Raw genomic sequence first — 23,899 nt, 5'->3', positions numbered from 1 at the left:
AAACCGGAATGCTGGTGACGCTGGACAGGGGTTAAGGCCGGCTGACCATCTCCGGCATGCGGTGTGCCAGTACCGGACCCCATTCATTTCCGGAAAGCCAGGTCTGCAGGTCGCCGTCAGCGGGCCGGATGGCCTGCACACAGCGCCAGACCAGGCACAGCATGCAAGACAGCAAGGGCGGGCCGGACTGCCCCGCGCGCGACAGGATCGGGCCCAGCGTCGGCATGCCGGTGCCCAGCATCACCACCGCATCCACATCGGCGCCAGCGCCGGACGACAGCGTGTCCAGCGTGGCTGACGCAGCAGACGCAGGCATCGAGTAGATCGGGTGGAACTGCGCGGAATCCGGCGCTGCCGTCGCGACGTCACAGACCTCGAATCCGTGCGACTCCCAGTACACCACGCTCCTGTCGGTGAGCGTCTGCGGATAAGGCGACGACAGCGCGATACGGCGCGCGCCGATCTCGTGCAGCGCATCGACGACGGCCGTGGCGGCCGTGACGGCGGGCACGCCGTGGCGCTGCGACAGCCCATCGAGCGTGCGCGCCTCGTTGTCCTTGCCGGCGATGTAAGAAGCTCCCGTGCACGCGAACGCGAGCGCGGAGATGGGCGCGTTCGCGAACTGCTCACACGCCTCGCCGTAGCGCGCGAAGTAATCGACGAGCCGCGTCTCGATGGTCTTCTTGTCGCTCATCAGGCGTGCGTTGATCGTCGAGTAACCCGGCGGCAGCAGGATGCTGAACTCGGGCTCGACAGTGGTGTTGGCCTGCGGCGTGAGGATGCCGATCAGGCCTTTCGGTCCGTATTCGATGGCCACGTGCTTACTCAATCTGGATGTTGGCGGCCTTGATGACCGGGCCCCAGCGATCGGTCTCGCTGCGCAGGAAGGCGCCGAACTCCTTGCGGCCCACACCCATGGGCGTCATGCCGAGTTCGATGAGTCGTGCCTGCACGTCGGGCGCGGTGATGATGCGCGTGATCTCCGTTTCCAGTCGATCGACGACGGGTTGCGGCGTCTTCGCCGGCATGGAGATGCCGAACCAGGCTTCACCGATTACGCCAGGCACCACCTCGTTCATGGTGGGCACGTCCGGGAACAGCGGGCTGCGCTTCGCACCGGTGACGGCGAGCACGCGCACCTTGCCGGCTCTGGCCTGCGCACCTGCGGTCGGCAGGCCATCGAACAGCGCGTCGATCTGCCCGCCCAGCAGGTCAACGGTTGCGGGGCCTGTGCCCTTGTAGGCGATGTGCGTCATCGGCGCATTGGCCATCTGCTTGAGCATTTCACCGGTCAGGAAGCCGGCCGAACCGACACCCGCCGACGAGTAGTTCAGCGTGCCCGGTTTCGCTTTGGCGATCTGCACGAATTCGGCAAACGTCTTCATCGGGTTTTCGGTACGGACGACAAAGGCGTTGGGGAAGGTGCCGATCAGCGCGATGTGCGTGAAGTCATCGATCGGCTTGTACGGCATGCTCGATCGCAGGAAGGGCGCCGTGGTGACGGCAGAGCCGTTGGTCATCACGAGCGTGTAGCCATCAGCGGGCGACTTCACGCCGACGTCTGTGCCGAGCACGGAACCTGCGCCCGGCTTGTTCTCGACGACCACTGAACCCTTCAGCGCGTCGCCGAGCTTCTGTGCCATCAACCGGCCGATGACGTCGGTCGCGCCGCCCGGCGCGAACGGCACGATCAGGCGAACGGGACGCGACGGATAGGCTTCTTGCGCGAAGGCTGTGGACGATGCGCCGAAGGCAGTGACCGCGGCAAGGGCAGTGAGCGTCAGCCCGGCGAATGCGCCGCACCGGGACATGAGGGACAGGCTTTTCATGAGGCATCCTTTGTTTCGGAGGGGGTGGATGGAGAGGTTGAAGGCAGAGCGGCAGGCGCTGGCACGCGGTCGCTGAAGAGGACACCACCACGCGACCGCATGGACTTGGCGCTCTCGATCAGTTGCACGGTGACGGTATCTTCGGGAACACCGAGGCTGGCGCTGGCGCCATCGGTCAGCGCGCGGACCAATGCCCGCTTCTGGTCGAGCGTGCGGCCTTCGAACATATAGACGAATATTTCGGGCATCGATCGGTCCTTTGCTGGTTTGATTAATGTCTTATCAATCAGACAATCTGGTGCATGCAACTTGCGCGCCAGCGTCTGTCATTCGTAGGCAGCCGCCTCCTTGAGCAGCTCGGGCGTTCCGATCAGCGCGTTGATCTGCTGGAAATCGAACATGCCGTCCTTCATTGCACGCGTGCTGCCGTCCGTCTTCAATTGGCGGTAGTACTGCTGCAGGGCGTGCGCCAACGCACGCGCGGCGCCGCCAGGAAAGATGGCAATGCGAAAACCACGCTCGCCGAGTTGTGCCGCACTTTCTACCGGTGTGGCACCACCTTCCACCATGTTGGCCAGCAGGGGCACGCGGTGTGCGAAGCGCGCGCAGGCGGCGTCCATTTCGGCGGGCGATCTCAGGGCTTCGATGAACAGTGCATCGACACCGCAGGCCAGGTAGGCTTCGGCGCGTTCGAACGCTGCGTCCAGGCCTTCGACGGCCACCGCATCGGTGCGTGCCAGCACCAGCGTGGAGCCGAACCTGCGCGCATCCAGGGCGGCGCGCAGCTTGCCGCACATCTCCTGCACGGGCACGAGCGACTTGCCTGCCAAGTGACCGCAGCGTTTGGGAAACGCCTGGTCCTCGAGCTGGATCATGGCGGCACCGGCGCGCTCGAATGCGCGCACGGTGCGCTGCGTGTTCACCGCATTGCCGAAGCCGGTGTCTGCATCGACGATCAGCGGCAGCGCCACGCGCTCGGCCACGAGGCTGATCGTGGACTCCACTTCGCTCGCGGTGACCAGACCGACATCGGGTCGCCCCAGACGTGTGTAGGCAATGGATGCACCCGAAAGGTACAAAGCCTCGAAGCCGGCCTGCTCCGCGAGGAGCGCGCTGAAAGCGTCGTACACGCCGGGCGCGAGCAGCACGCGTTCTTCGGCAAGCCGGGCGCGCAGTGTTTGAGAAGACGCAGTCATGCGCGCGCTCTGATGAGTGCCGTGAACTCGCCGCAATCCATCACTTCGCAGACAGACTTCAGGTCGGCCAGTGCCGCGTCGTGCGCTGCCTGGCTGGACACGGCGCAACCGTCACCCAGCACCAGCGTACGGTACTCGCGCATGTGCGCGTCGCGCGCGGTACTCGCAACGCCACCGCTGGTGACGATGCCGCACACCGCGACCGTGTCGATGCCCGCATGGCGCAGCACCCAGTCGAGCTGAGTGTTGAAGAACGCCGAGTACGCGACCTTGCACACCGTCACATCGATCAGCGGCGCGATGCGCGCAACGAATTGCTGACCACGGCTGCCCGGCGCGAAGTCTCCGCGACGAAGGAAGGGGCGCAGGCTGTGCAGATGCGGGGCGATCATCGGCTCGCCCGCCGTATCCGGCCAGAGCGTGAACTGGCTGCCCGTCACCATGCCCGCCGCTTCGCGCAACGATCGCGCTACCTCGGCAACGCGATCAGGCAGGGCAAGTGCTGCTTCAGGCCGCGCGCCGCCGCGCGCATAGGCGCCATCGTCGGCCAGAAAGTCGTTCTGCAGATCCACGACGATCAGCGCCGTGCGGCGCGGGTTGATGGGAGCGGAATTCATTTCGGCTTTCATGAAGAAACCATGGCAACGGATTCGGACTGCACCGGTTTCGCCCGCGCACGCAGGACGTTGACCAGCCCTCCGGCCTGCGCCATCTCCAGCAGGAACGGCGGAATGTTTTCGCAGGCGAGGACGTCGCCATCGGGCGCGACGACAACTGGCGCGGTGCGGATCTCGGTGGTGACGTGCATGCCGTCCAGCAGCTCGTGCGCACGGGGGCAGGTCAGCAGCAGCAGCCCCACGTTGAAAGCATTGCGGAAGAAAAGCCCACCGTACGAAGGCGCGATCACGGCGGCAATGCACAGTTGCACCAGCACTTGGGCCGCCTGCTCGCGCGAGGATCCGATGCCGAAACCGGGGCCCGCCACGATTACGTCGCCCGGCTTCACGTTCGCTGCGAACTCGGGGCGCACGCGCTCGAGGCAATGCGGGGCAATGCCCTCGACGCCGAGTTTCATGTAGGCACCGGGCGCGAGCACATCGGTGTCGATGTCGGCACCCAACGCCCAGACGCGATGCAGCCGCTTCATGCGAGCACCTCGCGAGGATCTGCGATGCGGCCGCGCAGCGCCGATGCGGCCACCGTCGCGGGCGAGGCGAGATAGACATCCACCGCTTCGCCGCCCATGCGGCCGCGGAAGTTGCGTGCCGTGCTCGAGATCACCGTCGCGCCGTCCGGAATGGAGCCACCGTAGCCCGCGCAGGCACCACACCCGGTGGACAACACCTGCGCGCCCGCGTCACGCAGCGCAGCCATCCAGCCCCGCGCTTCCGCTTCGGCCTGGTCCTGTACGCTGGCCGGTGCAACGACGAGCTGCACGCCTGCGGCGATCGTGCGCCCGCGCAGCACGCGCGCCGCCGCCGCAAGATCCTCCAGCTTGGCGCCCGTGCAGGCACCGATGTAGGCCACGTGGATGCCGACGTCGCCGAATCGGTCCACGTCCGCCACATTCGAAGGGCTGTGCGGCGCTGCGACCTGGGGGCCGAGTTCATCGGCATTGAATTCATGCCGCTCGTCGCAGGCCTCGTCGTCACTGCACCAGAGACCTTGCTCGGGCGCGGCGGCACCCGTCCTTGCCAGCCATTCGTGCGTCACTTCATCGGCTTCGATGAGGCCCGTCTGGGCCCCGAGTTCCGCACTCATGTTGGTCAGCGTCATGCGGTCCTGCATGTCGAGCGCACGCACCGCCGATCCGCCATATTCGACGGCCTGGTAGCGGCCGCCGTTCATGCCGAATCTGCCGATCATGTGCAGCATCATGTCCTTGGCATGCACACCGGGCTGCAGCCTGCCGTCCCAATGCATGCGAATGGTGCGCGGTACACGCAGCCAGATTTCTCCCGTCACGAGCACGCCCAGCATCTCGGTGCTGCCGATGCCGAACATGTAGCTGCCGAACGCGCCGCCCGTTGTGGAGTGCGAATCGCCACCCACGCAGAACAGTCCCGGTCGCAGATGGCCCCGCTGCGGCAGGACCACGTGACAGATGCCGATGCTGTCGTACACGTGCGGCAGCGCCTGATCCCGCGCCCAGTCGCGCGCGATGCGCACGATGCGGCGCGCGTCGTCGTCGCGCTCGGGCACGTAATGGTCCATGACCAGCACCACGCGGTCGCGGTTCCAGATGGAGGCGCCCAGGTCTTCCAGCAACGGCTTGAGCCGACGCGGGCCGCTGGAGTCGTGGAACATCGCCAGATCGACGCGGCAGGTGACGATCTCTCCGGCGTCCACACGGGTTCGTCCCGCCGCACGCGCGATGAGTTTCTCTGCCAGCGTCTGCGCGTCGGGTGCGCGCAGTGACTTGCCAGCCGCACCGGTTGCTGCGACTTCACGCATGCGCCACTCGCGGCTCACCGGGGGCAGGGGTCGTCGACGCTTCAGCCGGCTCACGGCCCAGCAGCTTGTCCACCAGCGACTTCGGGTCGGCATGCATTGCATTTCCGCGCCACCCCACATGACCGTCAGGGCGGACCAGGACGAAGTCGCGCTCGTACAGCGCACGGATCGCAGGGTCCTCGATGCGCCGCACCGAAAGCGCGACGCGGTACCGGCCGAACGCAAGCGACAGCGCTTCGATGTCCGCCATGCGGCCCTTGGCATCGGCGACGACCAGTGTCCAGTCCCGGCCGAACCAGTCGAGCGTGCTCGGTGCGCTGTTGTCGTGCCGATCGGTCAGCCACGCGTGAGGTGCGCGCATGCCCGGCCATGTGCCGGGCACCACCTGGGCCGGATCGTCCGGCGGCTCGGGTGAGCCGTCGTAGTCGATGACTGGCGAATCAACATAGCGGTAGCCGAGATGTGTTCCGGCAGAACTGAACTGGCGGCTCATCCAGCGGATCTTCTGCGCCAGTTCGGCCCGGGCGATGTCGCCTGCCGGAGAGTCTTCGTCAATGTTCTCCGGCGTTTCGGACATCACGAGGTCGATCTTGTCGGAGTTGTTGGCGGAGATGACGCTGTTGCGAACGGCGATCGGCTTGCGCTCGAGTTCGTAGCTGCCCAGCAGCTTCTCACCGCCCTCGCCGTTGACGACATGCGCGAGCTTCCACGCGAGATCCACCGCATCGCCGATGCCGGTGTTCATGCCGACACCACCGGTGGGTGCGAAGAGATGTGCCGCATCGCCAGCAAGGAACACGCGTCCCCCGGCGTGCTGTCCCGGCTGCTCGGCTGCGCGCCAGCGCTTGGCAACCGACTGATGGTGGTGCCAGTGCTGCACGCCACGCAACTCGAAGTCGAACGGCTTGCCGACGGCGCGGAACAGGATTTCCTTCGGATCGAGGTTCTCAGTTGAACGGTCGGAGTCGAGGAAGTAGTACTGGAAGCTCCAGAGTTCCCGGCCATCGACCGCCGTGAACACGCCAAAGCTGTCGGGCGAAAAGACGAAGTAGAGATTCCCGAGCCCCTTGCCATGCACCTCGAGGAAATCGCGCGAGCGGAAGAAGAAGCTCACATTGGCCCGCATCGCGCCGCGCCCCGCATAACGGATGCCCAGAGAACGGCGCACGGGACTGCCGCCACCGTCGCAGGCCACCATGTAGCGTGCGCGAATCGTCTGCTGCTCGCCGGTCGCCACGTCAACGCTCTGCGCCGTCACGCCGTCCGCGTCCTGCGCGAAGCCTTCGAAGCGCCAGCCCAGCCGCAGGTCTGCAAGGGGCAGACCACGCACGAACTCCCACAGCACAGGCTCCAGCGCCTGCTGCCCGATCTGCGTCTTGTAATACGGCGACCAGCCCAGTTCGCGCACCTTCGCCACCAGCTCCGGTGGCCGCGCCATCGTCTCGGCGATCGACGGCGACGCCACACGATAGAGCTCACGTCCCGCCAGGCGCGTCGAGAAGGTGATGAAGTAGCGGTTGTCACGCGGCAGCGCGGCGTCGTAGATGCGGTCCGTGATGCCCCAGCGGCGGAAATGCTCCATGGAGCGGGCGCCCAGCAACGTGGCCTTGGGGTGTTCCGTGGGAACGGTGCGCTCTTCCAGCACCACGCAGCGCACACCGCGCTGGGCCAGCTCACCCGCCAGTGCGGTGCCCACCGGGCCCGCGCCAACCACCAATACGTCGGTTTCGATCATTGCAACTCCTGCTACCGGGCATGCAGCGAAACGCGTGCCAGAACCGGTTGGGTGCAACGATCCTAAATCTGTCTTAATGTATTGTCAATAATACATTTATGCTTCAGTCGGCAGCCCAGACCTGTGTCGTCACCGGGCCACGAGCAGGCAGTTGCATGCGGTACTCGTAGCGATCGGGCCGATACAGCCCCAGCAGCATCTGCACCGGTGCGCCGCTCTTGTCGCGCACGACGCGGCGGACCGCCAACAATGCACTTCCCACCTGCACGTCCAGATGCGCGGCCACGCGGGAGTCGGCAAGCTCGGCACCCAGGGATTGCTGCACGTCGCCGATCTTCACGCCGCTTTCCTCCAGCAGGCTCAGCATCGGCTTCTTCTCCAGCTCCTTGCGTCCGAGATGGCCGGCCAGTGCATGCGGGATGTAGGTGGTGATGAAAGACATCGGTGCGCCACGATGGCTTCGTACACGAACAGCCTTCTGCACCGGCGTCTCCGGCGCGATCTGCAGCACGCGGGCCACGTCGGCAGGGCAGGCGATCGTCGAGACCTCGACCACCTTCACCGAGGTACGCAGGCCCAGCGCAATGATGTTTTCGAGCAGGCCCGAGATGTCGGTCTTGGCGGCCGAAGCAGGTGCGCCCGCGCCCTTGCTTCGTGCAGGCTGCACCGCACGGGTGCCCCGCCCACGCTCACGTTCGATGAGCCCTTCCGACTTGAGCTCGTCCATGGCACGCCGCAGCGTGACGCGCGACACCTGATAGGTTTCGGCCAGCTGGTGCTCACCGGGGAATGCATCGGCGAACCGCCCTTCCAGAATCTGTTCGCGCAGCACCAGATAGATCTGGTGGTATTTCGGAACCACTGAATTGCCGGATGCCATGAATCGCCTTGAATACAAAAAGCGGATGGTACTGCTTGTCGGAACAACCAGACATTTCCCGATCCGCTGCGCCAAAAAGAAAAGGCGCCCCGCAGGGCGCCTTTTCCGCAAGCACGAGGCAGATCAGTTCTGCTTCAGCTTGAACGCCACCACGTAGTCACCGCGGTCCGGCGACTGGCGCGAACCGCCGGCTGCCATCACCACGTACTGCTGCTTCGACTTGGGCGAGACGTACGTCATCGGCGTGGCCTGACCGCCGACGGGCAGGCGCCCCTTCCACAATTCCTTGCCGGTGAGCGTGTCGTAGGCGCGCAGGTAGTAGTCCTGCGTGCCGCCGTAGAACGTCAGGCCACCGGCGGTGGTGATTGGGCCGCCCAGCGTGGGCATGCCCAGCGGTACCGGCACGCCGGCCTTCACGCCCTTGACGACCGCGTCTTCCACGGTGCCTGCGGGACGCTGCCAGACGATCTGCTTCGTCTTGAGGTCGATGCCGGTCATCGTGCCCCATGCAGGCGCGTGGCACGGGATGCCCAGCGGCGAGTTGAAGGCCTGCTGGGTGATGCCGTAAGGCGTGCCATCCTGCGGGTGCAAGCCGACGCCATGACCGGCCGTCACCTGCTTCGTGTCCACCTGTGCACGCGGCACGAGCTTCACGAGTTGCGGCATGCGGATGTCGTTCACGATGAGCACACCGTTGTGTTCGTCGATGGACGCGCTGCCCCAGTTCATACCGCCGTAGTAACCGGGGTAGATCAGGCTGGGCGTGGTGGTGGGCGGCGTGAAGTCACCTTCATAACGCAGTTGCTTGAACGCGATGCGGCAGGCCAGCTGGTCGAACCAGGTGGCGCCCCACATGCGCGCTTCCGACAACGGCTCGGCGCCGATGGCGGGCATGCCGACCGAATACGGTTGCGTCTTCGCGGTCCAGTCGCCTTCCTGCGCGCCTTGCGGCACGGGCTTTTCCTGCACCTCGGCGATCGGCTTGCCGTCGCGGCGGTCAAGCATGAAGATCTGGCCGCGCTTGGTGATCTGGATCAGCGCAGGCGTCTTGCCGCCCTTGCCGTCCGGCACGTCATACAGCGCGGGTTGCGCTGGCACGTCGTAGTCCCAGATGTCGTGGTGCACGGTCTGGAACTTCCATTTCTCGCGGCCGGTCGCGATCTCCACCGCGACGACCGATGCGGAATATTCCTCCGACGCCTTGGAGCGCTGCGCACCCCAGAAGTCCGGCGGGTTGTTGCCGGTGGGCAGGTAGATCAGGCCCAGGTCTTCGTCGAACGCAGGCGTGGACCACACGTTGGGCGTGCTGCGTGTATAGCTCTGGCCTTCGGGCGGCAGCTTGGTGATGGCGGGGTTCCCGGCATCCCAGGCCCAGACGAGTTCGCCGGTGTCGGCGCTGAACGCGCGCACGACGCCCGAGGGTTCGTCGATGGAGCGGCCGTCGAACACCCAGCCGCCGACGATGATGAGGTTCTTCACCACCGTGGGCATCGAGGTCTGGAAGTAGTACATCGGCTTCACTTCACCCATGCCTTGCTTCAGATCGACGGTGCCGTTGTTGCCGAAGCCGGCGCAGGGTTCGCCGGTCTTCGCGTCGAGCTGGATCATGCGTGCGTCCACCGTCGTCAGCACGATGCGTTGCGCACATTGCTCCGACGGCGCGGGTGCGGGTAGATCGCCGATGCGCGTGGTCACCGAAGCCGGTTCGTAGAAGCCCACGCCGCGGCAGCGGTTCCAGATCTTCGCGTCGGCCTTCGGGTCGAAGGTCCACTTCTGTTCGCCGGTGTCGGCGTCGAGTGCGAACACGCGGTTCTTCGGCGTGCAGACGTACACCGTGTCGCCGATCTGCGTGGGCGTGTTCTGGTTTTCCGAACCCGGGCCGGCGATGTCGCCGGTGCGGAAGGTCCAAGCCACCTCGAGGTTGCCGACGTTGTCGCGGTTGATCTGCGTGAACGGCGCGTAGCGCGTGCCGTGCGGCGTGCGGCCGTAGTACTGCCAGCGCGATTCACCTTCCGCAGCAGGCGCGGGACCGGCTGACGCAACCGCCGGGCCTTCGATCACGCCGTGCGGCACGAACATCGCTGCGCCGCCTGCGATGGCCAGGACGGCCATCAGGCCCGCGAGGCCGAAGGCCGGGCCACGCGCACGGCCCGGCTGCAGCCACGGCCACAGCAGGAATGCGAACAGCGCGAGCACCAGCACCGGCGCGACGCGCGGCACCAGCGGCCAGAAGTCGAGGCCGACTTCGGCCAGCGACCAGACCAGCGTGCCGATGAACACGGCCAGATAGACCCACAGGCCCGCATCGCGGCGCAGGCCGTAGAGCACGCCGCTCGCGACGAGCGCGACACCGGCGATCAGGTAATACCAGGAACCACCCAGCATCGCCAGGCGGACACCACCGAGGGCCAGTGCGGCCCCCACCAGCGCCAGCACGACGCCGAAGAGCACCAGGGCCCAGCGGCCTCCGGGTCCGTTTGCTTTGGACGAACGATCACTCATGACTACTTCTTTCCTTTCACACGAAAACCTGTTGTTTGTTTTCTTCAGAGCCTTGCTCAGAACCGGTAGGAGGCCGTGACACCCGTGGTCCAGGTGCGGCCGGGCGCGCTTTCGTAGAAGCGGCCGTTGCCCTCGTTGACGATGACCGAGCCGGCGTAGGTGCGGTCGGTGGCGTTGTCCACGCGCGCGAATGCTGTGAGGTTCCAGCGCGGCGAGGGCTTGATGACGTAACCGACGTGCAACGCGAGCGTGGTGTAGCCCTGCGCCGATTCGCTGTTCGCGTCGTTCACGAAGATGCGGCCGACGCTGCGCACTTCGGCGCCCGCGCGCAAACCTTCGGGCGGCGCCCGGTCGAGGCTGACCTGGACGATGTTGCGCGCGATGCCGGGTATGCGGTTGCCCGCCGGTGTGCAGGTGACGCCGCAAAACCCGTCGCGGTAGGTTGCATCGAGCCAGGTGTAGGCGGCCTGCGCGACCCAGTGGCCGGCGAAGCGCGTGTTCCAGCCGAGCTCCAGACCCTCACGTAATGTGCGGCCTGCATTCTGGAAAGTGGAGCGGCCGCCGAGGTTGGTGGCGGTGACGATCTCGTCCTCTGTCTGCGTCCGGAAGACTGCCGCCGTCAGAAGGCCGCCTGCGACGTGCCGCTTCGCGCCGACTTCGACGCTGGTGTTCAGCGAAGGCTGCAATGCGAAGTTGAGGCCGGAGGTTCCGTCGGGCCGGTACGAGAGCTCGTTGAACGTGGGCGTCTCGAAGCCGCGGCCTGCCGTGCCGTAGAAGCTCAGCGCGTCGCTGGCCTGGTAGCGCAATGCGGCGACCGGCAGGTACTTCGCGTAGTCGGCAGAACCGCTGTCGTTGCCATTGCCGGGGGCGATGTAGTGGTCTGTCGATTCGAACTTCACCGAGCTGCGTCGCACGCCGGCTTCGAAGCTCCAGCGGTCGGCGAACTGCCAGCGCGTCTGCACATACGGATCGAGGTTGCGCACGCGGTTGCTTTCGTCGCGCCGCAGCTTGCCTTGCACACCCAGCGTGGCACCGACGAAATTCTCGTAGCCGCGACGTGCTTCATCCAGTGTGTCGAAAGCAAGCCCTCCCATCAGCTCGACCGGCCGGCCGGAGAGTTGCGTGCGGTGTGTCCAGCGCGCGTCGAGCCCGGCGTAGTCACGCGCCAGATCGATCACGCCGCCCGCATGCGTCGGGTTCGCCTGCGGCGCCGTGGGAATCGCCTGGAACTGCACCGTTTCGCGCTGGCCGTAATAGACCATCACGCGCAGGTCATTGTGTGCATCGATGCGGCGGTCCCACACGAGGCCGCCCTGCGCCTGGTCCACCGTCTTGCGCGTGTTGAACTGCGCGGCCTGCGGCGTCGCCTGCTGCGGGTTGGCGGCGAACTGCGCGGTGCTGAGCCCCAGCGGATCCTGCGCTGACAGGCGCACGGAGTTGAAGACGAAGGTGAGCCGGTTGTCTTCGGACACTTGCAGGCCCAGCTTGCCGTTGGTCGTGTCGCGCGTGGCGGCGCTGTGGTCGCGGTAGCCATCGGTCTCGAAGCGGCTGGTGGACAGAAGCCAGTCCACCTTGCCCGTGCTGCCGCTGCCCTTGAGGCTGTAGCGGCGCAGTCCGTCGCTGCCGACGGCAAAGCCAACAGTGAGCAGCGGCGCGCCTTCGCCCGTTTCCGTGAACACCTGCATCACGCCTCCGGACGAATTGCCGTAAAGCGACGAGAACGGCCCCCGCAGGATTTCCACGCGTTCGATGGAGCCGATGTCGATGTTGGAGCTCTGGCCTTGTCCGTCGGGCATGGTGGCCGGCACGCCGTCGACATACAGCCGCACGCCGCGGATGCCGAACGTGGAGCGCGCGCCGAAGCCACGGATGGACAGTTGCAGGTCCTGCGCGTGGTTCTGCCGGTTCTGCAACACAAGGCCCGGCACGCCGCCCAGGCCCTCGGAGAGGTTGACCTGCGGCAGTGCATCGCGCAGCGCCTGGCCGTCGATCACGTCCACGGATGCAGGAACCTCGAAGGGCGGTGCTTCGACGCGCGTGCTCGTCACCGTCACGGTGGATAGGCTTTGCGCGTTCGCGGCAGAAGCCAGCGCCGCAGCCGCCACCAGGGTCCATGCATCAGGAACAGTTCTCAACGGTAACCCTTCTTCTCGGATGTTGCGGGGGCCGGCATGGCGATGAGCATTCGGTCGAGCTGCGCGAACACACGCATGCTGGCGAGCAGGTCTTTCTCGGTGATGCCTCCGAACGCTTCATCCGCCAAGTCTTGCAGCACGCGCTCGATCTTCGCGCGCATACGCCTGCCATCGGCGGTGAGGTGGAGGGTCTTGGCGCGGCCGTCTTTGGCGTCAGGCCGTCGCACGAGCAGGCCGCCTTCTTCCACGCGGTCGAGCGTCCGCACGAGCGACGGACCTTCGATGCCCAGCAATGCAGCCAGTTCGTTCTGGCGGATGCCGTCATTGCGCCCGACGATGAGCACCGGCCAGGCACTCACCACCGACAGCCCACAGCCTGCGAGTGCCTCGTCGGCACGACGCCGGTACGCGCGCGCGACCAGTGTCGCGGCGATGATGGCCTGCTGGCCGAGGCTCTGCGCATGCTCCATGATGAGGACGTCTCCGAGTACCGGTCACGCATACTGGTGGTCGGACAAATCGATAGCAAGCTAACTATTTGTTGCGATTTTCTCTCGTTTGCAAAGTCCACCCATGGGACGCGGGATTGCGTCTGGCACAACGGCTGTCTGGTGAAGGTACGGGGCTTGCGCTTCGGGTTGCCGGTGCTTGCCCCTGCTACGCAGGGGTGCCCTGCGATGCTCGACAGGACGGCCACGCGGCGCAACTCACTACGCGCGCTGGCCGTCCCATCTGCGCTTCTCGGCTGCGCACAGGCAACCCGAAGCGCGAGCCCCGTACCTCTGGACATTTTTTTGGAATGCGACGAGCGGCAGGCGGCTGTGCGCTGGGGTTCGCTGTGGGGCACCGAGCAGCGCAGCCTTGGGAATGGCGCGCGCAGCGCGCTTCAATACTGACTCACGGCGGCTATCTGAGCGGAGCGGGTCAAGCGACCCGCGCAGCGAGTTCCGCCGTGCATCCCCAAGGCGAGCAGCACAGGGGAGTCGGCGCAACGCGCCGACCGCCACACCGCGAACCCCAGCGCACAGCCGCCTGCCGCGCACCCACACAAGGATCAAGAGCGCCGCTGCTCCGCCACACACCGCTCGAACACGCGCCAGAACGTCGCGTCCTGCGCCGTCGCGAAGTTGATGCGCATCAGCGTGCAAGGCTGTGCCGTGGCATGGAACAGCGCGCCCGGCGCGAGGAGGTAGCCCTCGTCGAGCATGCGCATCGCCAGGATGTCGGTGTCCACGCCCGTGTCGACCCACCCGAACAGGCCGGCAGGCTCCGCCGCGAACGTGCAGCCCGCCGCCAGGGCGAGCTTCACACAGCGCGCACGCGCGGCGTCCAGCCGTGTGCGCACGCGCTCGGCATGACGGCGCAATTGGCCCTGCTCCATGCAGATGGCGAGTGCCTTCTCGAGCAACGATGGCGTGGTGAGCGTGCCCAGCAATTTGGCGTCGAGCATGCGCTCCACCAGCGGCGGCGGCGCGGCGAGGAAGCCGACACGCCAGTTGGGCGCGAGGATCTTCGCAAAGCCGCTGACGTAGATCGTGCGCTGCAATCCGTCGAGCACCGACAGGCGTGTCGCATGCTCGGGGGCAATGTGGCTGTACGTGTCGTCCTCGACGATGTGGAAGTCGTGCTGGTGGGCAAGCTGCAGCACGCGATGCGCGCTGCCCGGCGTGAGGCAATAACCCGTGGGGTTGTGGAACACACTCACGCTCACGAAGAGGCGCGGCTTGTATTGCTCGCAGTAGCGGGCCATGATGTCCAGGTCCGGCCCGTCTGCGCGGCGCGGCACGGGCAGCACGCGCATGCCCAATGCGACGAGCCGCGCGAACTCGACCGACCAGCCGGGCTCCTCCACCATCACCGGGTCGCCGGGCTTGAGCACCGTGCGGCTCACCACATCGAGCGCGTGCGTGGCGCCGACGGTCGTGATGATCTGCGCCTGCGTCGCCGGCACGCCGATGCCATTGAGCTTCTTGGCGAGCGCGGCACGCAGCGTCGAATCGCCCATCGGTTCGCCGTACTTGAGCGAACCTTCCGCCAGCGCCTTGCCGCTCGTGACCTTGCGCACGGCAGCTGGCAGGAAGGTCGTCTCCAGCCATTCCGAGGGAAACACGCCCGCACCGGGCTGCGGCTTGGTGGAGGCCTGGTGGAACATGCCACGGATCAGCGCTGTCGCATTGATGCGCGAACCGGCAGGCAGCGGACCGGGCTCCGCGGGCTCGCGCAACGCCTGCCTGCCGGTACTCGACGCGGAAGACACGCGCTCGGTCGCCACGACATCGCGCACGAAGAAGCCGCGCTGCTTGCGCGCTTCCACCAGGCCCTGCGCCAGCAACTGGTCATACGCAGCCACCACCGTGTAAGGGCTCACGCCCTGCTGGCGCGCGCATTCGCGCACCGACGGCAGGCGCGTGCCCGGCAGCAGCAGGCGGGCGCGGATGCGCTCGGCGAAACGGCCAGCCAACTGGTCCGTCAGGGATTGCGATGAGGTGCGGGTGAGCATGGTCAATGGAAACTGTGCTGGGCCTTTGACCCATACAGATGCGGATTTTGTTCGCCCATCTGTATTGGTTCTGTACCGGCCACCTACTCTAAAGTGTTTGACATGAACTGGCAAGAATTCACCGCGCTGCTCGTGCTGGCAACCGCCATGAGTTTCAGCCCGGGCCCCAACACCACGTTGTCTACCGCGCTCGCGGCCAATCGCGGGCTTCGCCATGCCATGCGCTTTGTCTGGGCCGTGCCGGCCGGCTGGGGTGTGCTGCTGGTGCTGTGCGGCACGGGTCTGGGGACGCTGGTGCTGCACGCGCCGGCGCTGCGCATGGTGATCAAGGTGCTGGGCATCGGCTACCTGCTGTGGCTGTCGTGGAAGCTGGCGGGCAGCCGCACGCTCGGCGAAGCCGACGCCAGCCGCATGGACGTGGGCTTCTGGCAGGGCGCGGCATTGCAGTTCGTCAACATCAAGGCCTGGTTGCTGGCGCTGACCATCGTGGCCGGCTGGATTGCCGGGCGCGACGACGCCTGGACTCGCATGGCCCTCGTGCTGCCGGTCATGCTGGCATTCGCGTTCACCAGCAACTTCGCGTACGCCGCCATGGGCGCCTTGCTGCGGGGCTGGCTGGCACGCGGCTCCCGTCTGCTCTGGTTCAACCGCTTCATGGCGGCGCTGCTGGTGCTGACGGCCGTCTGGATGGTGCAGGCATGAACGTGCAGGCCCCCGCGATTCGCGCCCCTTCCCACGACACACGCGCCGCGCTGTCGCGCGGGCTCTGGCTTGGCCTGCTGGGCGTGGTGATCTTCGCCTTCACGCTGCCCATGACGCGGCTGGCGACCGGCACCGCCGACGCACCGCTGATGTCCGGCGTGTTCATCGCACTCGGTCGCGCCGTCGTGGCCGCCGTGCTGTCGGCGTTGCTGCTGTGGGCCACACGGGCACCGCTGCCGACGCGCGACACCTGGCTGCCGCTCGTCTTCACATCCGCCGGCGTGGTGCTCGGCTTCCCGCTGCTCACGTCCATCGCCATGCGACACGTCGAGGCCGTGCACGCGAGCGTGATCGTCGGCGTGCTGCCGCTGGCCACCGCTGCGGCGGGCGCCCTGCTGCACCGGCAGCGGCCGTCCACGGGCTTCTGGCTCTGCGCCGCGCTGGGCAGCGCACTGGTGGTGACCTATGCGGTCCTGCGCTCGGGCGCTGGCGGCTCCGGCATCCGCATCGGCTTCCACTGGGCCGACGGCCTGCTGCTCGCGGCCATGCTGTTTGCGGCCATGGGGTACGCCTGGGGTGCGAAGCTCTCGCAGCGCATGCGCGCCGAGCATGTGATCTGCTGGGCGCTGGTGATCGCGCTGCCGTTCACGCTGCCGCTGGCGTACGTCACGCGCCCCTTGGCCGCGATGCCGGCCACGGCGTGGTGGGCCTTCGGCTATCTCGCGGTATTCTCGATGTGGCTGGGCTTCTTTGCGTGGTATCGCGGCCTCGCCCTCGGCGGCACGGTGCGCGTGAGCCAGGTGCAACTTGCGCAGCCATTCATTTCCATGCTGTTCGCCGTGCCGCTGCTCGGTGAATCGCTCGACGCGGTGACGGTGCTGTTCGGCATCGCCGTCATCGCCACCGTGTTTGCCGGCCGCAGGATGCCGGTGCATTCAAAGCAGAAAGCCACGCCATGAACTGGAACCTCGCGCGCCGCGCCGAAAAAATGAACCCTTCCGTGATCCGCGAGATCCTGAAGGTTACCGAACGCCCCGGCATCATCAGCTTCGCCGGCGGCCTGCCCTCGCCGAAGACCTTCCCGGTCGCCGAGTTCGCCGAGGCCTGCGCACGCGTCCTGAAGGACGACGGGCCCGGCGCCCTGCAGTACGCGGCCAGCGAAGGCTACGGCCCGCTGCGCGAGATGGTGGCCGCGCAACTGCCGTGGTCGGTCGACCCGCAGCAGGTGCTGATCACCACCGGCTCGCAGCAGGGCCTGGACCTTGTCGCCAAGGTGCTGATCGACGAAGGCAGCCGCGTGCTGGTGGAGACACCCACCTACCTTGGCGCATTGCAGGCCTTCATGCCGATGGAACCCAAGGTGGTCGGTGTGGACAGCGACGACGAAGGCATCGTCGTGGACGACCTGCCGCGCAAGGCCGGCAGCGGCGCCGACAAGGCGCGCTTCCTCTACCTGCTGCCCAACTTCCAGAACCCCACCGGCCGCACGATGACCGAGGCGCGCCGCGCCGCACTGTCCGCACGCGCAGCCGAACTCGGCGTGCCGATCGCAGAAGACAACCCGTATGGCGACCTGTGGTTCGACGCGCCGCCGGCCGCGCCGCTCACCGCGCGCAACCCGGACGGCTGCGTGTACCTCGGCTCGTTCTCCAAGGTGCTCGCGCCCGGCCTGCGCCTGGGCTTCATCGTGGCACCGAAAGCGCTGCATCCGAAGCTGCTGCAGGCCAAGCAGGCGGCCGACCTGCACAGCCCCGGCTTCAACCAGCGCATGGTGGCCGAAGTGATGAAGGACGGCTTCCTCGACCGGCACGTGCCGACGATCCGCGCGCTGTACAAGTCGCAGCGCGATGCGATGCTGGCCGCGCTCTCGCGCGAGATGAAGGGCCTGGACGTGCAATGGAACACGCCAGCCGGCGGCATGTTCCTGTGGGCGCGCCTGCCCGAAGGCATGGACGCCGTGCAACTGCTGCCGCACGCCGTGGAGCGCAACGTGGCCTTCGTGCCGGGCGCCGCGTTCTACGCGCAGGACGGCGACGCGCGCACGCTGCGCCTGTCGTTCGTGACCGCGAGCGTCGACGAGATCAACACCGGCGTCGCGGCGCTGGCCGCAGCCATCCGCGAACAGCTCGCACGGCAGACGCCGCAGCGGCTCGCCGCCTGATCACGCAAGGAAGTCATCATGCTCAAGCTCTGGGGACGCACGAGTTCGATCAACGTGCGCAAGGTATTGCTCGCGCTGAACGAGCTGCAGATTCCGTTCGAGCGCATCGAGGCGGGCGCGGCGTTCGGCGTGGTCGACACGCCCGCATACCGCGCGATGAACCCGAACGGCCTGGTGCCGGTGATCGAGGACGCGCACATCGGCGTGCTGTGGGAATCGAACGTCATCGTCCGCTACCTCGCGTCGCGCCATTCGGCAGGCAGGCTGTACCCGGACGACATGGCCGCGCGCTTCAACGCCGAGCGCTGGATGGACTGGCAACAGACCACCATGAACCCGGCCGGCCGCGATGCGTTCCTGCAGATGATCCGCGTGCCCGAACCGCAGCGCCAGCAGAAGCTCATCGACCAGTCGGTCGCGGCGATGGTGCCGCTGCTGGACATGCTCGACGCGCACCTCGCCACGCGCGAATGGATGCTGGGCGACCACCTCACCGTGGCCGACATTCCCATCGCCTGCGAGATGCACCGCTGGTGGGGCACGCCGCTTGCCCATGCGCCGCACCCGAACCTGCGCCGCTGGTACGACGCGATGCTCGCGCGGCCTTCGAGCCGTGGCGTGCTCGACCTGCCCCTCTCCTGATGAACACACCATGAACAACACAACATCGGCCAGGCAGCGCAACTTCAGGCAAGTGGACGTGTTCACCGCCACGCCCTACTTCGGCAACCCGGTCGCCGTGGTGCTGGATGGAGACGGCCTCGACGCCGACACCATGCAGCGCTTCGCGCAATGGACCAACCTGTCGGAAACCACCTTCCTGCTGCCACCCACGCAGACCGGCGCGGACTACCGCGTTCGCATCTTCACACCCGGCGGTGAACTGCCGTTCGCAGGCCACCCCACGCTCGGCAGTTGCCACGCGTGGCTCGAAGCCGGCGGCCAGCCGGCGCAAGGCGACTTCGTCACCCAGGAGTGCGCGATCGGCCTCGTGCGCATCCGCCGCAACGGCAGCAAGCTCGCTTTCGCTGCGCCGCCGCTCAAGCGCAGCAATCCGTCGCCCGCCGTCCTCGCACAGGTGGCCGGCGCGCTCGGCCTGAAAGCGAAGCAGGTGGTCGCCTCGCAAGTGCTGGACAACGGGCCGGTGTGGTTCGGCCTGCTGGTCGATTCCGCGCAGACCGTGCTGAGCCTCGACCCCGATCACGCGCAACTGAAGGCACTCGGCTACAAGGCCGGCGTGGCGAACGTGGGCGTGGCTGCGGCTGATGACAGCCAGCCCGGCGTGGTGGTGCGCGCATTCGCCGCGCCCATCGGCGTGAACGAAGATCCCGTCACCGGCAGCTTCAACGCGAGCCTGGCGCAGTGGCTCATGGGCGAGGGCCTCGCACCGGAGCGTTATCTCGCGAGCCAGGGGGAGCGCCTCGGCCGCGCAGGCCGTGTACACGTGGAGCGCGATGCGCAAGGCCAGGTGTGGGTGGGTGGTGAATCCGTCTCGTGCATCGGCGGACAGGTGAGGCTCTGACATGCTGACACTGCAGGAACTCGCCTTCTTCGCGCTCGCTGCGCTGGTGCTGGTGCTCACGCCGGGACCCAACATGATCTATTGCGTGTCGCGCGCCCTGTCGCAGGGCCGCACTGCGGGGCTCATTTCGCTCGCGGGTGTGCTGCTCGGGTTCGTGGTGCATCTGCTGGCCGCATCGCTGGGCCTCACTGCGCTGCTCATGGCCGTGCCGGTGGCCTTCGATGCGATACGCATTGCGGGAGCAGCGTACCTCCTGTGGATGGCATGGCAGGCCGTACAACCCGGTGGCAATGCGCCATTCGAAACGCGCACGCTGCCGCACGATTCGCCCGCCACGCTGTTCCGCATGGGCTTCATCACCAACCTGCTGAATCCGAAGGTCGCGATGTTCTACCTGTCGTTCTTCCCGCAGTTCATCCACCCCGAACGCGGGCCGGTGCTGTTGCAGAGCCTGGCGCTCGGCGCGATCCAGATCGTGGTGAGCGGTGCGGTCAACGCGACGCTCGTGTGCTGCGCGGCGGGCATCACCGCATTTCTTTCGCAGAGCGCAGGCTGGCTGCGCGCGCAGCGTTACTTCATGGGCACGGTGCTGGCGGCGCTGGCGGTGCGGGTGGCGCTGACGGAGAAGCAGTGAGGCGTCGGACAGCCACTCAGCGCGGCAGGCATGCCTTGAGGTAGTCGGGCACCGGCACTGGCGACGTCTGGCGCGGATCGGCCTCGACACCCGAGAACTGCGAGCGATACAGCAACTGCCCCGCCCAGCACGGGTGTCCCATGTCCTCGTCATCGTCCAGCGGCGGGCCCTTGCGGGTCTTGGTCGATGCTTCCGTGATACGCAACTTCAGCACCGAGGTGGCCCGCATTTCCGTGTCATTCGGCGCGCGTGCGTCCTCCCAGCGGCCAGGCAGGATCTGGTCGGAGATGATCTTCAGGGCATCGAGCTTCTCGTCGCCTTCCACCAGCGTCGCTCGCCCCAGGATGACGGCCGAGCGGTAGTTCATTGAATGGTTGAACGCCGAACGCGCCATCACGATCGCGTCCAGCAGCGTCACGGTGACGCAAACGTCCACGCCGTCGGCCAATGTCCGGAGCATCCGGCTGGCTGCCGATCCGTGGAAGTACAGCACATCGCCATTTCGGCCATAGCCTGTCGGAATGACGTACGGCTGGCCTTCGACGCTGAAACCCAGATGGCACAGGAAAGTCTCGTCGAGCACGGCGGCAACGCTGGCAAGGTCATAGGCGCCGCGAGTCGGCCGGCGTTCGAGCGTGACGCGCGAGGTCTGCAGGCTGGGAGTGTGGGGGGATGTGCCGGTCATATCTTTCTGTCCTCTCGGTTGAAATGCGGTACCTGCCGATTCCGGGAAATGCAGGAGCCACGTTTGCTTTCGGAAGAATCATGGTGATTTAATCGGCACCTGAAAAGTACCGCTTTTAACTGCTTCAAAGGTGCCACCGATGATGCTACCCCCACTGGACGGCCAGGGTTCGCTCTACACACAGCTATACCGCTGCATCCGTGCGGCCATCCTCGCCAAGACTCTGCTGCCCGAACATCGTCTGCCGTCCACACGCGATATGGCGACCGAGCTCGGTGTGTCGCGCAACACGGTGCTGCAGGCATACGAGCAGTTGCTGGCAGAGGGGTATCTCGAATCCCGCCTCGGATCGGGCACCTACGTCGCGGGGCGCATTCCGGACGAGGCCCTCGCTGTCCGCAAGGATGCGTCCAAGCAGGCCAGCGTCCCGGCGCGCGTTCCCCTGCGGTTGCTGTCGGAATACGCGCGCCGCGTGGTCGGGCCCGAAAGCGCGAGCCTCATGCCGCCCGACCCGAGACTGCGCATCGATTTCCGGTACGGCGCGCCCAACCTGGACGACTTTCCCGCAGAGGAATGGCGCGCCCTGACGGCCCAGCGGCTCCGGCGGCTGGGCAAGCCGTCTCTGATGTACGCAGAACCCGGGGGCCACCTGCCACTTCGCGAGGCCATCGTGCGCTACGTGCGCGAACATCGCGGGATCAACTGCACAGCGCAGGACGTGATCGTCGTCAACGGTTCACAGCAGGCGTTGGACATCGTGGCCCGGGCACTACTGGACCCCGGCGACCGCGTGTTGATGGAGAACCCGACCTACCCGGGCGCCCGCGTCGCGTTCCAGGCACTGGGCGCAAAGATCGAATCAATCCCCGTTGACAGTGAGGGGCTCGACGTCAACCGGGTGATGCGGCTGCAGCACCGCGCCAAACTCGCCTACGTCACGCCGTCGCACCAGTTTCCTACAGGGGGCGTGATGATGCTGGCAAGACGCCTGTCGTTCCTGCAATGGGCGCACGACTCGCAGGCTTTCGTCCTTGAGGACGATTACGACAGCGAGTACCGCTACAGCGGCCGCCCCATCGAGGCCATCCAATCGCTGGACACATATGGGCAGGTAATTTACCTAGGGACGTTCTCGAAAATCCTGGCGCCATCACTGCGCTTGGGCTACATCATTTCCCCGCCCGCGCTCACAGCCACGCTGCAGCGCATCAAGTCGGTGACAGATCGTCACACCTCGCTGCTGAGCCAGGAAGTGCTGGCGGAATTCATCCAGTCGGGCCAGTTCGAGCGGCACCTGCGCCGCTCGCGCACCCGCAACTCGGGCCGGCGGCAGGCGTTGCTGCGGGCCCTGAACAAGGCCTTCGGCGACAGCATCAGCGTGCAGGGCGAGAACGCGGGACTGCACGTGCTGCTGTGGTTCCGCGACCGCCCCGCGTCCCAGATCGATGACATCGTCCAGCGGGCAACTGCCAAGGGAATCGGCGTCTACTCCATCGCCCCCTACTACGCCGGCACACCGCCGAGAGCCGGGCTGCTGCTGGGCTACGGCTCGCTGGAAGAAGTGGAAATCGTGGCAGGCGTAAACGCGCTGGCACAGGCCTTGCGCTGACTGCAGCCAGCAGAAGTGGCACCATCGATTCGCTAGCGAATGGCACTGGCTTGGAACCACAAGCTTCCCTAAAGTCCGTCTTGCGCAAGGAAGAATCCCATGATCGTCGAGCAACGCACCTACACCCTGCACCCGGGCCGCCTGAAAGACTACATGCGGCTGTTCGAGGACCAGGGCTTCGCGATCTACGAGCAGATCCTGGGAAACGTGATTGGCGTTTTCGCGACCGAGATCGGCCCCCTCAACCAGTTGGTCATCCTGGCCGGTTACAACGACCTCAACGACCGCATGGCTCGCCGTGCGGCCCTGGCCGCCCATGAAGGCTGGGTCGCGTATGCGGTGCAGGTCCGGCCGATGGTGGTCTCACAGGAAACGCGGATTCTCGTGCCTGCACCGTTCTCTCCCTTACGCTGAATATCCACGACCCCCTCTCTTCGCAAGGACTCCCCCGATGACCTCCAAGACCGCCCCGATGCACGGCCTCATCGCCTTCGCCGTGACGCCACTGAAACCCGATGAAAGCATCGACGAAGAACGCCTGCTGGCCCATGTGGACGCGCTCATCGAAGGTGGCGTGGACGGCATCACGCTGTTCGGCAGCACCGGTGCCATCGGCTCGTTCAGCGAGGTCGAGCGCCGGCGTGTCGTGGAGATCGTGCTGCCGTACGTCGGCGGGCGCGTACCGGTGATGGTGGGCACGGGCGCGATCAGCACCACAGAAGCAGTGCGGCTGTCCCAGCACGCACAGGAATATGGTGCCTCCGCAGCCTTGGTGGTGCCCATCACCTACTGGCTGCTCGGGGAAGCGGAACTGCTCGCCCACTACAAAACCATCAACGACTCAATCTCGATCCCTATGGCCATCTATAACAGTCCGCGCTTGACCGGTATCGATCTCATGCCGCCGCTCATCGCACGCATCGCGGAGCTCTCCAACGTGCGGTATCTGAAGGAAAGCTCGCCGGACCTGCTGCGCATCGCGCAGGTCAAGCGGTTGACGGACGGCAGACTCAAGGTCTTCGCCGGCCGCGACGACTCGGTGCTCGAAGCCTTCCAGGTCGGTGCTGATGCATGGGCATCGGGCTGCGCCAACTTCATGCCCAGCACCTGCAAGCGGCTGCTGTCTTTGCTGGGCAAGCCAGAGGCCAGCGCCGAAGCCCGCACGCTCGAGGCATCTTTGAGACCGGTGACCGAATTCGGCATGGCCAAGGGCCTGGTGCGCACCTGTCATGATGCGCTTCGCATCCTAGGCCGCCCCGTCGGCAATCCGCGCAAGCCGATCCAGACCCTGTCGCAACCGGACTTCTCTCAGTGGTCCGAAATCCTCAGGACCCATGGCAGTGTGATGAAGTGAC

Annotated in this window: 23 protein-coding genes; 9 read left to right on the top strand and 14 right to left on the bottom strand. The window is 66.4% G+C overall.

What is annotated here, in order from left to right; all coding sequences use genetic code 11:
- Window positions 1–31 precede the first annotated feature (31 nt).
- The 13 genes from ACO2Q9_RS11685 to ACO2Q9_RS11625 all read right to left on the bottom strand — a co-directional run bounded on the left by ACO2Q9_RS11685 (window position 32) and on the right by ACO2Q9_RS11625 (window position 15,231).
- Window positions 32–817 (bottom strand): maleate cis-trans isomerase family protein, encoded by a 786-nt coding sequence (locus ACO2Q9_RS11685; protein WP_423311483.1) that lies wholly within the window; start codon window positions 815–817, stop codon window positions 32–34.
- A gap of 4 nt (window positions 818–821) precedes the next feature.
- Window positions 822–1,829, bottom strand: coding sequence for a Bug family tripartite tricarboxylate transporter substrate binding protein (locus ACO2Q9_RS11680; RefSeq protein ID WP_423311481.1), 1,008 nt, complete (start codon window positions 1,827–1,829; stop codon window positions 822–824).
- Complete coding sequence (locus tag ACO2Q9_RS11675) at window positions 1,826–2,137, bottom strand: tautomerase family protein (RefSeq protein WP_423311479.1); 312 nt, start codon at window positions 2,135–2,137, stop codon at window positions 1,826–1,828. The genes ACO2Q9_RS11680 and ACO2Q9_RS11675 overlap by 4 nt, the downstream gene beginning before the upstream one ends.
- Window positions 2,138–2,155: 18 nt before the next feature.
- Window positions 2,156–3,025, bottom strand: a complete 870-nt coding sequence (locus tag ACO2Q9_RS11670) for an isocitrate lyase/PEP mutase family protein (protein WP_423311477.1) — start codon at window positions 3,023–3,025, stop codon at window positions 2,156–2,158.
- Window positions 3,022–3,642, bottom strand: a complete 621-nt coding sequence (locus ACO2Q9_RS11665; RefSeq protein ID WP_423311475.1) for a cysteine hydrolase family protein — start codon at window positions 3,640–3,642, stop codon at window positions 3,022–3,024. The genes ACO2Q9_RS11670 and ACO2Q9_RS11665 overlap by 4 nt, the downstream gene beginning before the upstream one ends.
- Before the next feature lie 8 nt (window positions 3,643–3,650).
- Window positions 3,651–4,172, bottom strand: a complete 522-nt coding sequence (locus ACO2Q9_RS11660) for a 3-isopropylmalate dehydratase (RefSeq protein WP_423311473.1) — start codon at window positions 4,170–4,172, stop codon at window positions 3,651–3,653.
- Window positions 4,169–5,479: an aconitase/3-isopropylmalate dehydratase large subunit family protein gene (locus ACO2Q9_RS11655; protein WP_423311471.1), complete on the bottom strand. Its 1,311-nt coding sequence runs from the start codon at window positions 5,477–5,479 to the stop codon at window positions 4,169–4,171. Before ACO2Q9_RS11655 ends, ACO2Q9_RS11660 begins: the two co-directional genes overlap by 4 nt.
- On the bottom strand, window positions 5,472–7,214 hold the full coding sequence (locus tag ACO2Q9_RS11650) for an FAD-dependent oxidoreductase (protein WP_423311469.1): 1,743 nt from the start codon (window positions 7,212–7,214) through the stop codon (window positions 5,472–5,474). Before ACO2Q9_RS11650 ends, ACO2Q9_RS11655 begins: the two co-directional genes overlap by 8 nt.
- A 103-nt stretch (window positions 7,215–7,317) precedes the next feature.
- A complete protein-coding gene (locus tag ACO2Q9_RS11645; RefSeq protein ID WP_423311467.1) occupies window positions 7,318–8,094 on the bottom strand; it encodes a GntR family transcriptional regulator in 777 nt (258 codons plus the stop codon).
- Window positions 8,095–8,217: 123 nt separating this feature from the next.
- Window positions 8,218–10,596, bottom strand: coding sequence for a membrane-bound PQQ-dependent dehydrogenase, glucose/quinate/shikimate family (locus ACO2Q9_RS11640; protein ID WP_423311465.1), 2,379 nt, complete (start codon window positions 10,594–10,596; stop codon window positions 8,218–8,220).
- A 56-nt stretch (window positions 10,597–10,652) separates the two neighbouring features.
- The gene (locus ACO2Q9_RS11635; RefSeq protein ID WP_423311463.1) at window positions 10,653–12,731 is read right to left on the bottom strand and encodes a TonB-dependent receptor domain-containing protein; all 2,079 of its coding nucleotides are present in this window, start codon (window positions 12,729–12,731) and stop codon (window positions 10,653–10,655) included.
- Complete coding sequence (locus ACO2Q9_RS11630) at window positions 12,728–13,201, bottom strand: MarR family winged helix-turn-helix transcriptional regulator (protein WP_423311461.1); 474 nt, start codon at window positions 13,199–13,201, stop codon at window positions 12,728–12,730. The genes ACO2Q9_RS11635 and ACO2Q9_RS11630 overlap by 4 nt, the downstream gene beginning before the upstream one ends.
- A 584-nt stretch (window positions 13,202–13,785) precedes the next feature.
- Window positions 13,786–15,231 carry a PLP-dependent aminotransferase family protein gene (locus tag ACO2Q9_RS11625; protein WP_423311459.1) on the bottom strand — a complete coding sequence of 482 codons (1,446 nt, stop codon included), beginning with the start codon at window positions 15,229–15,231 and terminating at the stop codon, window positions 13,786–13,788.
- Window positions 15,232–15,333: 102 nt separating this feature from the next.
- Here ACO2Q9_RS11625 and ACO2Q9_RS11620 point away from each other — a divergent pair, with 102 nt between their 5' ends.
- The 6 genes from ACO2Q9_RS11620 to ACO2Q9_RS11595 are packed head-to-tail and all read left to right on the top strand — an operon-like array spanning window position 15,334 to window position 20,250.
- Window positions 15,334–15,933 (top strand): LysE family translocator, encoded by a 600-nt coding sequence (locus ACO2Q9_RS11620; RefSeq protein ID WP_423311457.1) that lies wholly within the window; start codon window positions 15,334–15,336, stop codon window positions 15,931–15,933.
- Complete coding sequence (locus ACO2Q9_RS11615; RefSeq protein ID WP_423311455.1) at window positions 15,930–16,892, top strand: DMT family transporter; 963 nt, start codon at window positions 15,930–15,932, stop codon at window positions 16,890–16,892. Before ACO2Q9_RS11620 ends, ACO2Q9_RS11615 begins: the two co-directional genes overlap by 4 nt.
- Window positions 16,889–18,094 (top strand): PLP-dependent aminotransferase family protein, encoded by a 1,206-nt coding sequence (locus ACO2Q9_RS11610; protein WP_423311453.1) that lies wholly within the window; start codon window positions 16,889–16,891, stop codon window positions 18,092–18,094. The genes ACO2Q9_RS11615 and ACO2Q9_RS11610 overlap by 4 nt, the downstream gene beginning before the upstream one ends.
- An 18-nt stretch (window positions 18,095–18,112) precedes the next feature.
- Complete coding sequence (locus ACO2Q9_RS11605) at window positions 18,113–18,736, top strand: glutathione S-transferase family protein (RefSeq protein ID WP_423311451.1); 624 nt, start codon at window positions 18,113–18,115, stop codon at window positions 18,734–18,736.
- A 10-nt stretch (window positions 18,737–18,746) separates the two neighbouring features.
- Window positions 18,747–19,616 carry a PhzF family phenazine biosynthesis protein gene (locus ACO2Q9_RS11600; protein WP_423311449.1) on the top strand — a complete coding sequence of 290 codons (870 nt, stop codon included), beginning with the start codon at window positions 18,747–18,749 and terminating at the stop codon, window positions 19,614–19,616.
- A 1-nt stretch (window position 19,617) separates the two neighbouring features.
- Window positions 19,618–20,250, top strand: a complete 633-nt coding sequence (locus tag ACO2Q9_RS11595) for a LysE family translocator (RefSeq protein ID WP_423311447.1) — start codon at window positions 19,618–19,620, stop codon at window positions 20,248–20,250.
- A 16-nt stretch (window positions 20,251–20,266) separates the two neighbouring features.
- Here the strand turns inward: ACO2Q9_RS11595 and ACO2Q9_RS11590 are convergent, their stop codons facing one another.
- Complete coding sequence (locus tag ACO2Q9_RS11590) at window positions 20,267–20,935, bottom strand: pyridoxamine 5'-phosphate oxidase family protein (protein WP_423311445.1); 669 nt, start codon at window positions 20,933–20,935, stop codon at window positions 20,267–20,269.
- A 139-nt stretch (window positions 20,936–21,074) separates the two neighbouring features.
- On the opposite strand from ACO2Q9_RS11590, the gene ACO2Q9_RS11585 reads away from it, so the two are divergent.
- From ACO2Q9_RS11585 to ACO2Q9_RS11575, 3 genes are all read left to right on the top strand, one after another.
- Window positions 21,075–22,544 carry a PLP-dependent aminotransferase family protein gene (locus ACO2Q9_RS11585; protein ID WP_423311443.1) on the top strand — a complete coding sequence of 490 codons (1,470 nt, stop codon included), beginning with the start codon at window positions 21,075–21,077 and terminating at the stop codon, window positions 22,542–22,544.
- A 99-nt stretch (window positions 22,545–22,643) separates the two neighbouring features.
- Window positions 22,644–22,958 carry an NIPSNAP family protein gene (locus tag ACO2Q9_RS11580; protein ID WP_423311441.1) on the top strand — a complete coding sequence of 105 codons (315 nt, stop codon included), beginning with the start codon at window positions 22,644–22,646 and terminating at the stop codon, window positions 22,956–22,958.
- Window positions 22,959–22,995: 37 nt separating this feature from the next.
- Entirely contained in the window at window positions 22,996–23,898 is a 903-nt protein-coding gene (locus tag ACO2Q9_RS11575) for a dihydrodipicolinate synthase family protein (RefSeq protein ID WP_423311439.1), read from the top strand.
- The last annotated feature ends 1 nt before the right edge of the window (window position 23,899 follow it).

Source organism: Variovorax sp. VNK109 (assembly GCF_049445855.1).
GTDB lineage: Bacteria > Pseudomonadota > Gammaproteobacteria > Burkholderiales > Burkholderiaceae_C > JAGOCV01.
The sequence above is the reverse complement of the archived record's forward strand: the minus strand, read 5'-3'. Positions and strand labels throughout refer to the sequence as shown.

Excerpts from the sequence above, each read along its gene's own strand:
- ACO2Q9_RS11680 (WP_423311481.1), bottom strand. The coding sequence starts at position 1,829 with ATGAAAAGCCTGTCCCTCATGTCCCGGTGCGGCGCATTCGCCGGGCTG.
- ACO2Q9_RS11670 (WP_423311477.1), bottom strand. The coding sequence starts at position 3,025 with ATGACTGCGTCTTCTCAAACACTGCGCGCCCGGCTTGCCGAAGAACGC.
- ACO2Q9_RS11665 (WP_423311475.1), bottom strand. The coding sequence starts at position 3,642 with ATGAATTCCGCTCCCATCAACCCGCGCCGCACGGCGCTGATCGTCGTG.
- ACO2Q9_RS11660 (WP_423311473.1), bottom strand. The coding sequence starts at position 4,172 with ATGAAGCGGCTGCATCGCGTCTGGGCGTTGGGTGCCGACATCGACACC.
- ACO2Q9_RS11655 (WP_423311471.1), bottom strand. The coding sequence starts at position 5,479 with ATGCGTGAAGTCGCAGCAACCGGTGCGGCTGGCAAGTCACTGCGCGCA.
- ACO2Q9_RS11650 (WP_423311469.1), bottom strand. The coding sequence starts at position 7,214 with ATGATCGAAACCGACGTATTGGTGGTTGGCGCGGGCCCGGTGGGCACC.
- ACO2Q9_RS11645 (WP_423311467.1), bottom strand. The coding sequence starts at position 8,094 with ATGGCATCCGGCAATTCAGTGGTTCCGAAATACCACCAGATCTATCTG.
- ACO2Q9_RS11640 (WP_423311465.1), bottom strand. The coding sequence starts at position 10,596 with ATGAGTGATCGTTCGTCCAAAGCAAACGGACCCGGAGGCCGCTGGGCC.
- ACO2Q9_RS11630 (WP_423311461.1), bottom strand. The coding sequence starts at position 13,201 with ATGGAGCATGCGCAGAGCCTCGGCCAGCAGGCCATCATCGCCGCGACA.
- ACO2Q9_RS11625 (WP_423311459.1), bottom strand. The coding sequence starts at position 15,231 with ATGCTCACCCGCACCTCATCGCAATCCCTGACGGACCAGTTGGCTGGC.
- ACO2Q9_RS11620 (WP_423311457.1), top strand. The coding sequence starts at position 15,334 with ATGAACTGGCAAGAATTCACCGCGCTGCTCGTGCTGGCAACCGCCATG.
- ACO2Q9_RS11615 (WP_423311455.1), top strand. The coding sequence starts at position 15,930 with ATGAACGTGCAGGCCCCCGCGATTCGCGCCCCTTCCCACGACACACGC.
- ACO2Q9_RS11610 (WP_423311453.1), top strand. The coding sequence starts at position 16,889 with ATGAACTGGAACCTCGCGCGCCGCGCCGAAAAAATGAACCCTTCCGTG.
- ACO2Q9_RS11605 (WP_423311451.1), top strand. The coding sequence starts at position 18,113 with ATGCTCAAGCTCTGGGGACGCACGAGTTCGATCAACGTGCGCAAGGTA.
- ACO2Q9_RS11600 (WP_423311449.1), top strand. The coding sequence starts at position 18,747 with ATGAACAACACAACATCGGCCAGGCAGCGCAACTTCAGGCAAGTGGAC.
- ACO2Q9_RS11595 (WP_423311447.1), top strand. The coding sequence starts at position 19,618 with ATGCTGACACTGCAGGAACTCGCCTTCTTCGCGCTCGCTGCGCTGGTG.
- ACO2Q9_RS11590 (WP_423311445.1), bottom strand. The coding sequence starts at position 20,935 with ATGACCGGCACATCCCCCCACACTCCCAGCCTGCAGACCTCGCGCGTC.
- ACO2Q9_RS11585 (WP_423311443.1), top strand. The coding sequence starts at position 21,075 with ATGATGCTACCCCCACTGGACGGCCAGGGTTCGCTCTACACACAGCTA.
- ACO2Q9_RS11580 (WP_423311441.1), top strand. The coding sequence starts at position 22,644 with ATGATCGTCGAGCAACGCACCTACACCCTGCACCCGGGCCGCCTGAAA.
- ACO2Q9_RS11575 (WP_423311439.1), top strand. The coding sequence starts at position 22,996 with ATGACCTCCAAGACCGCCCCGATGCACGGCCTCATCGCCTTCGCCGTG.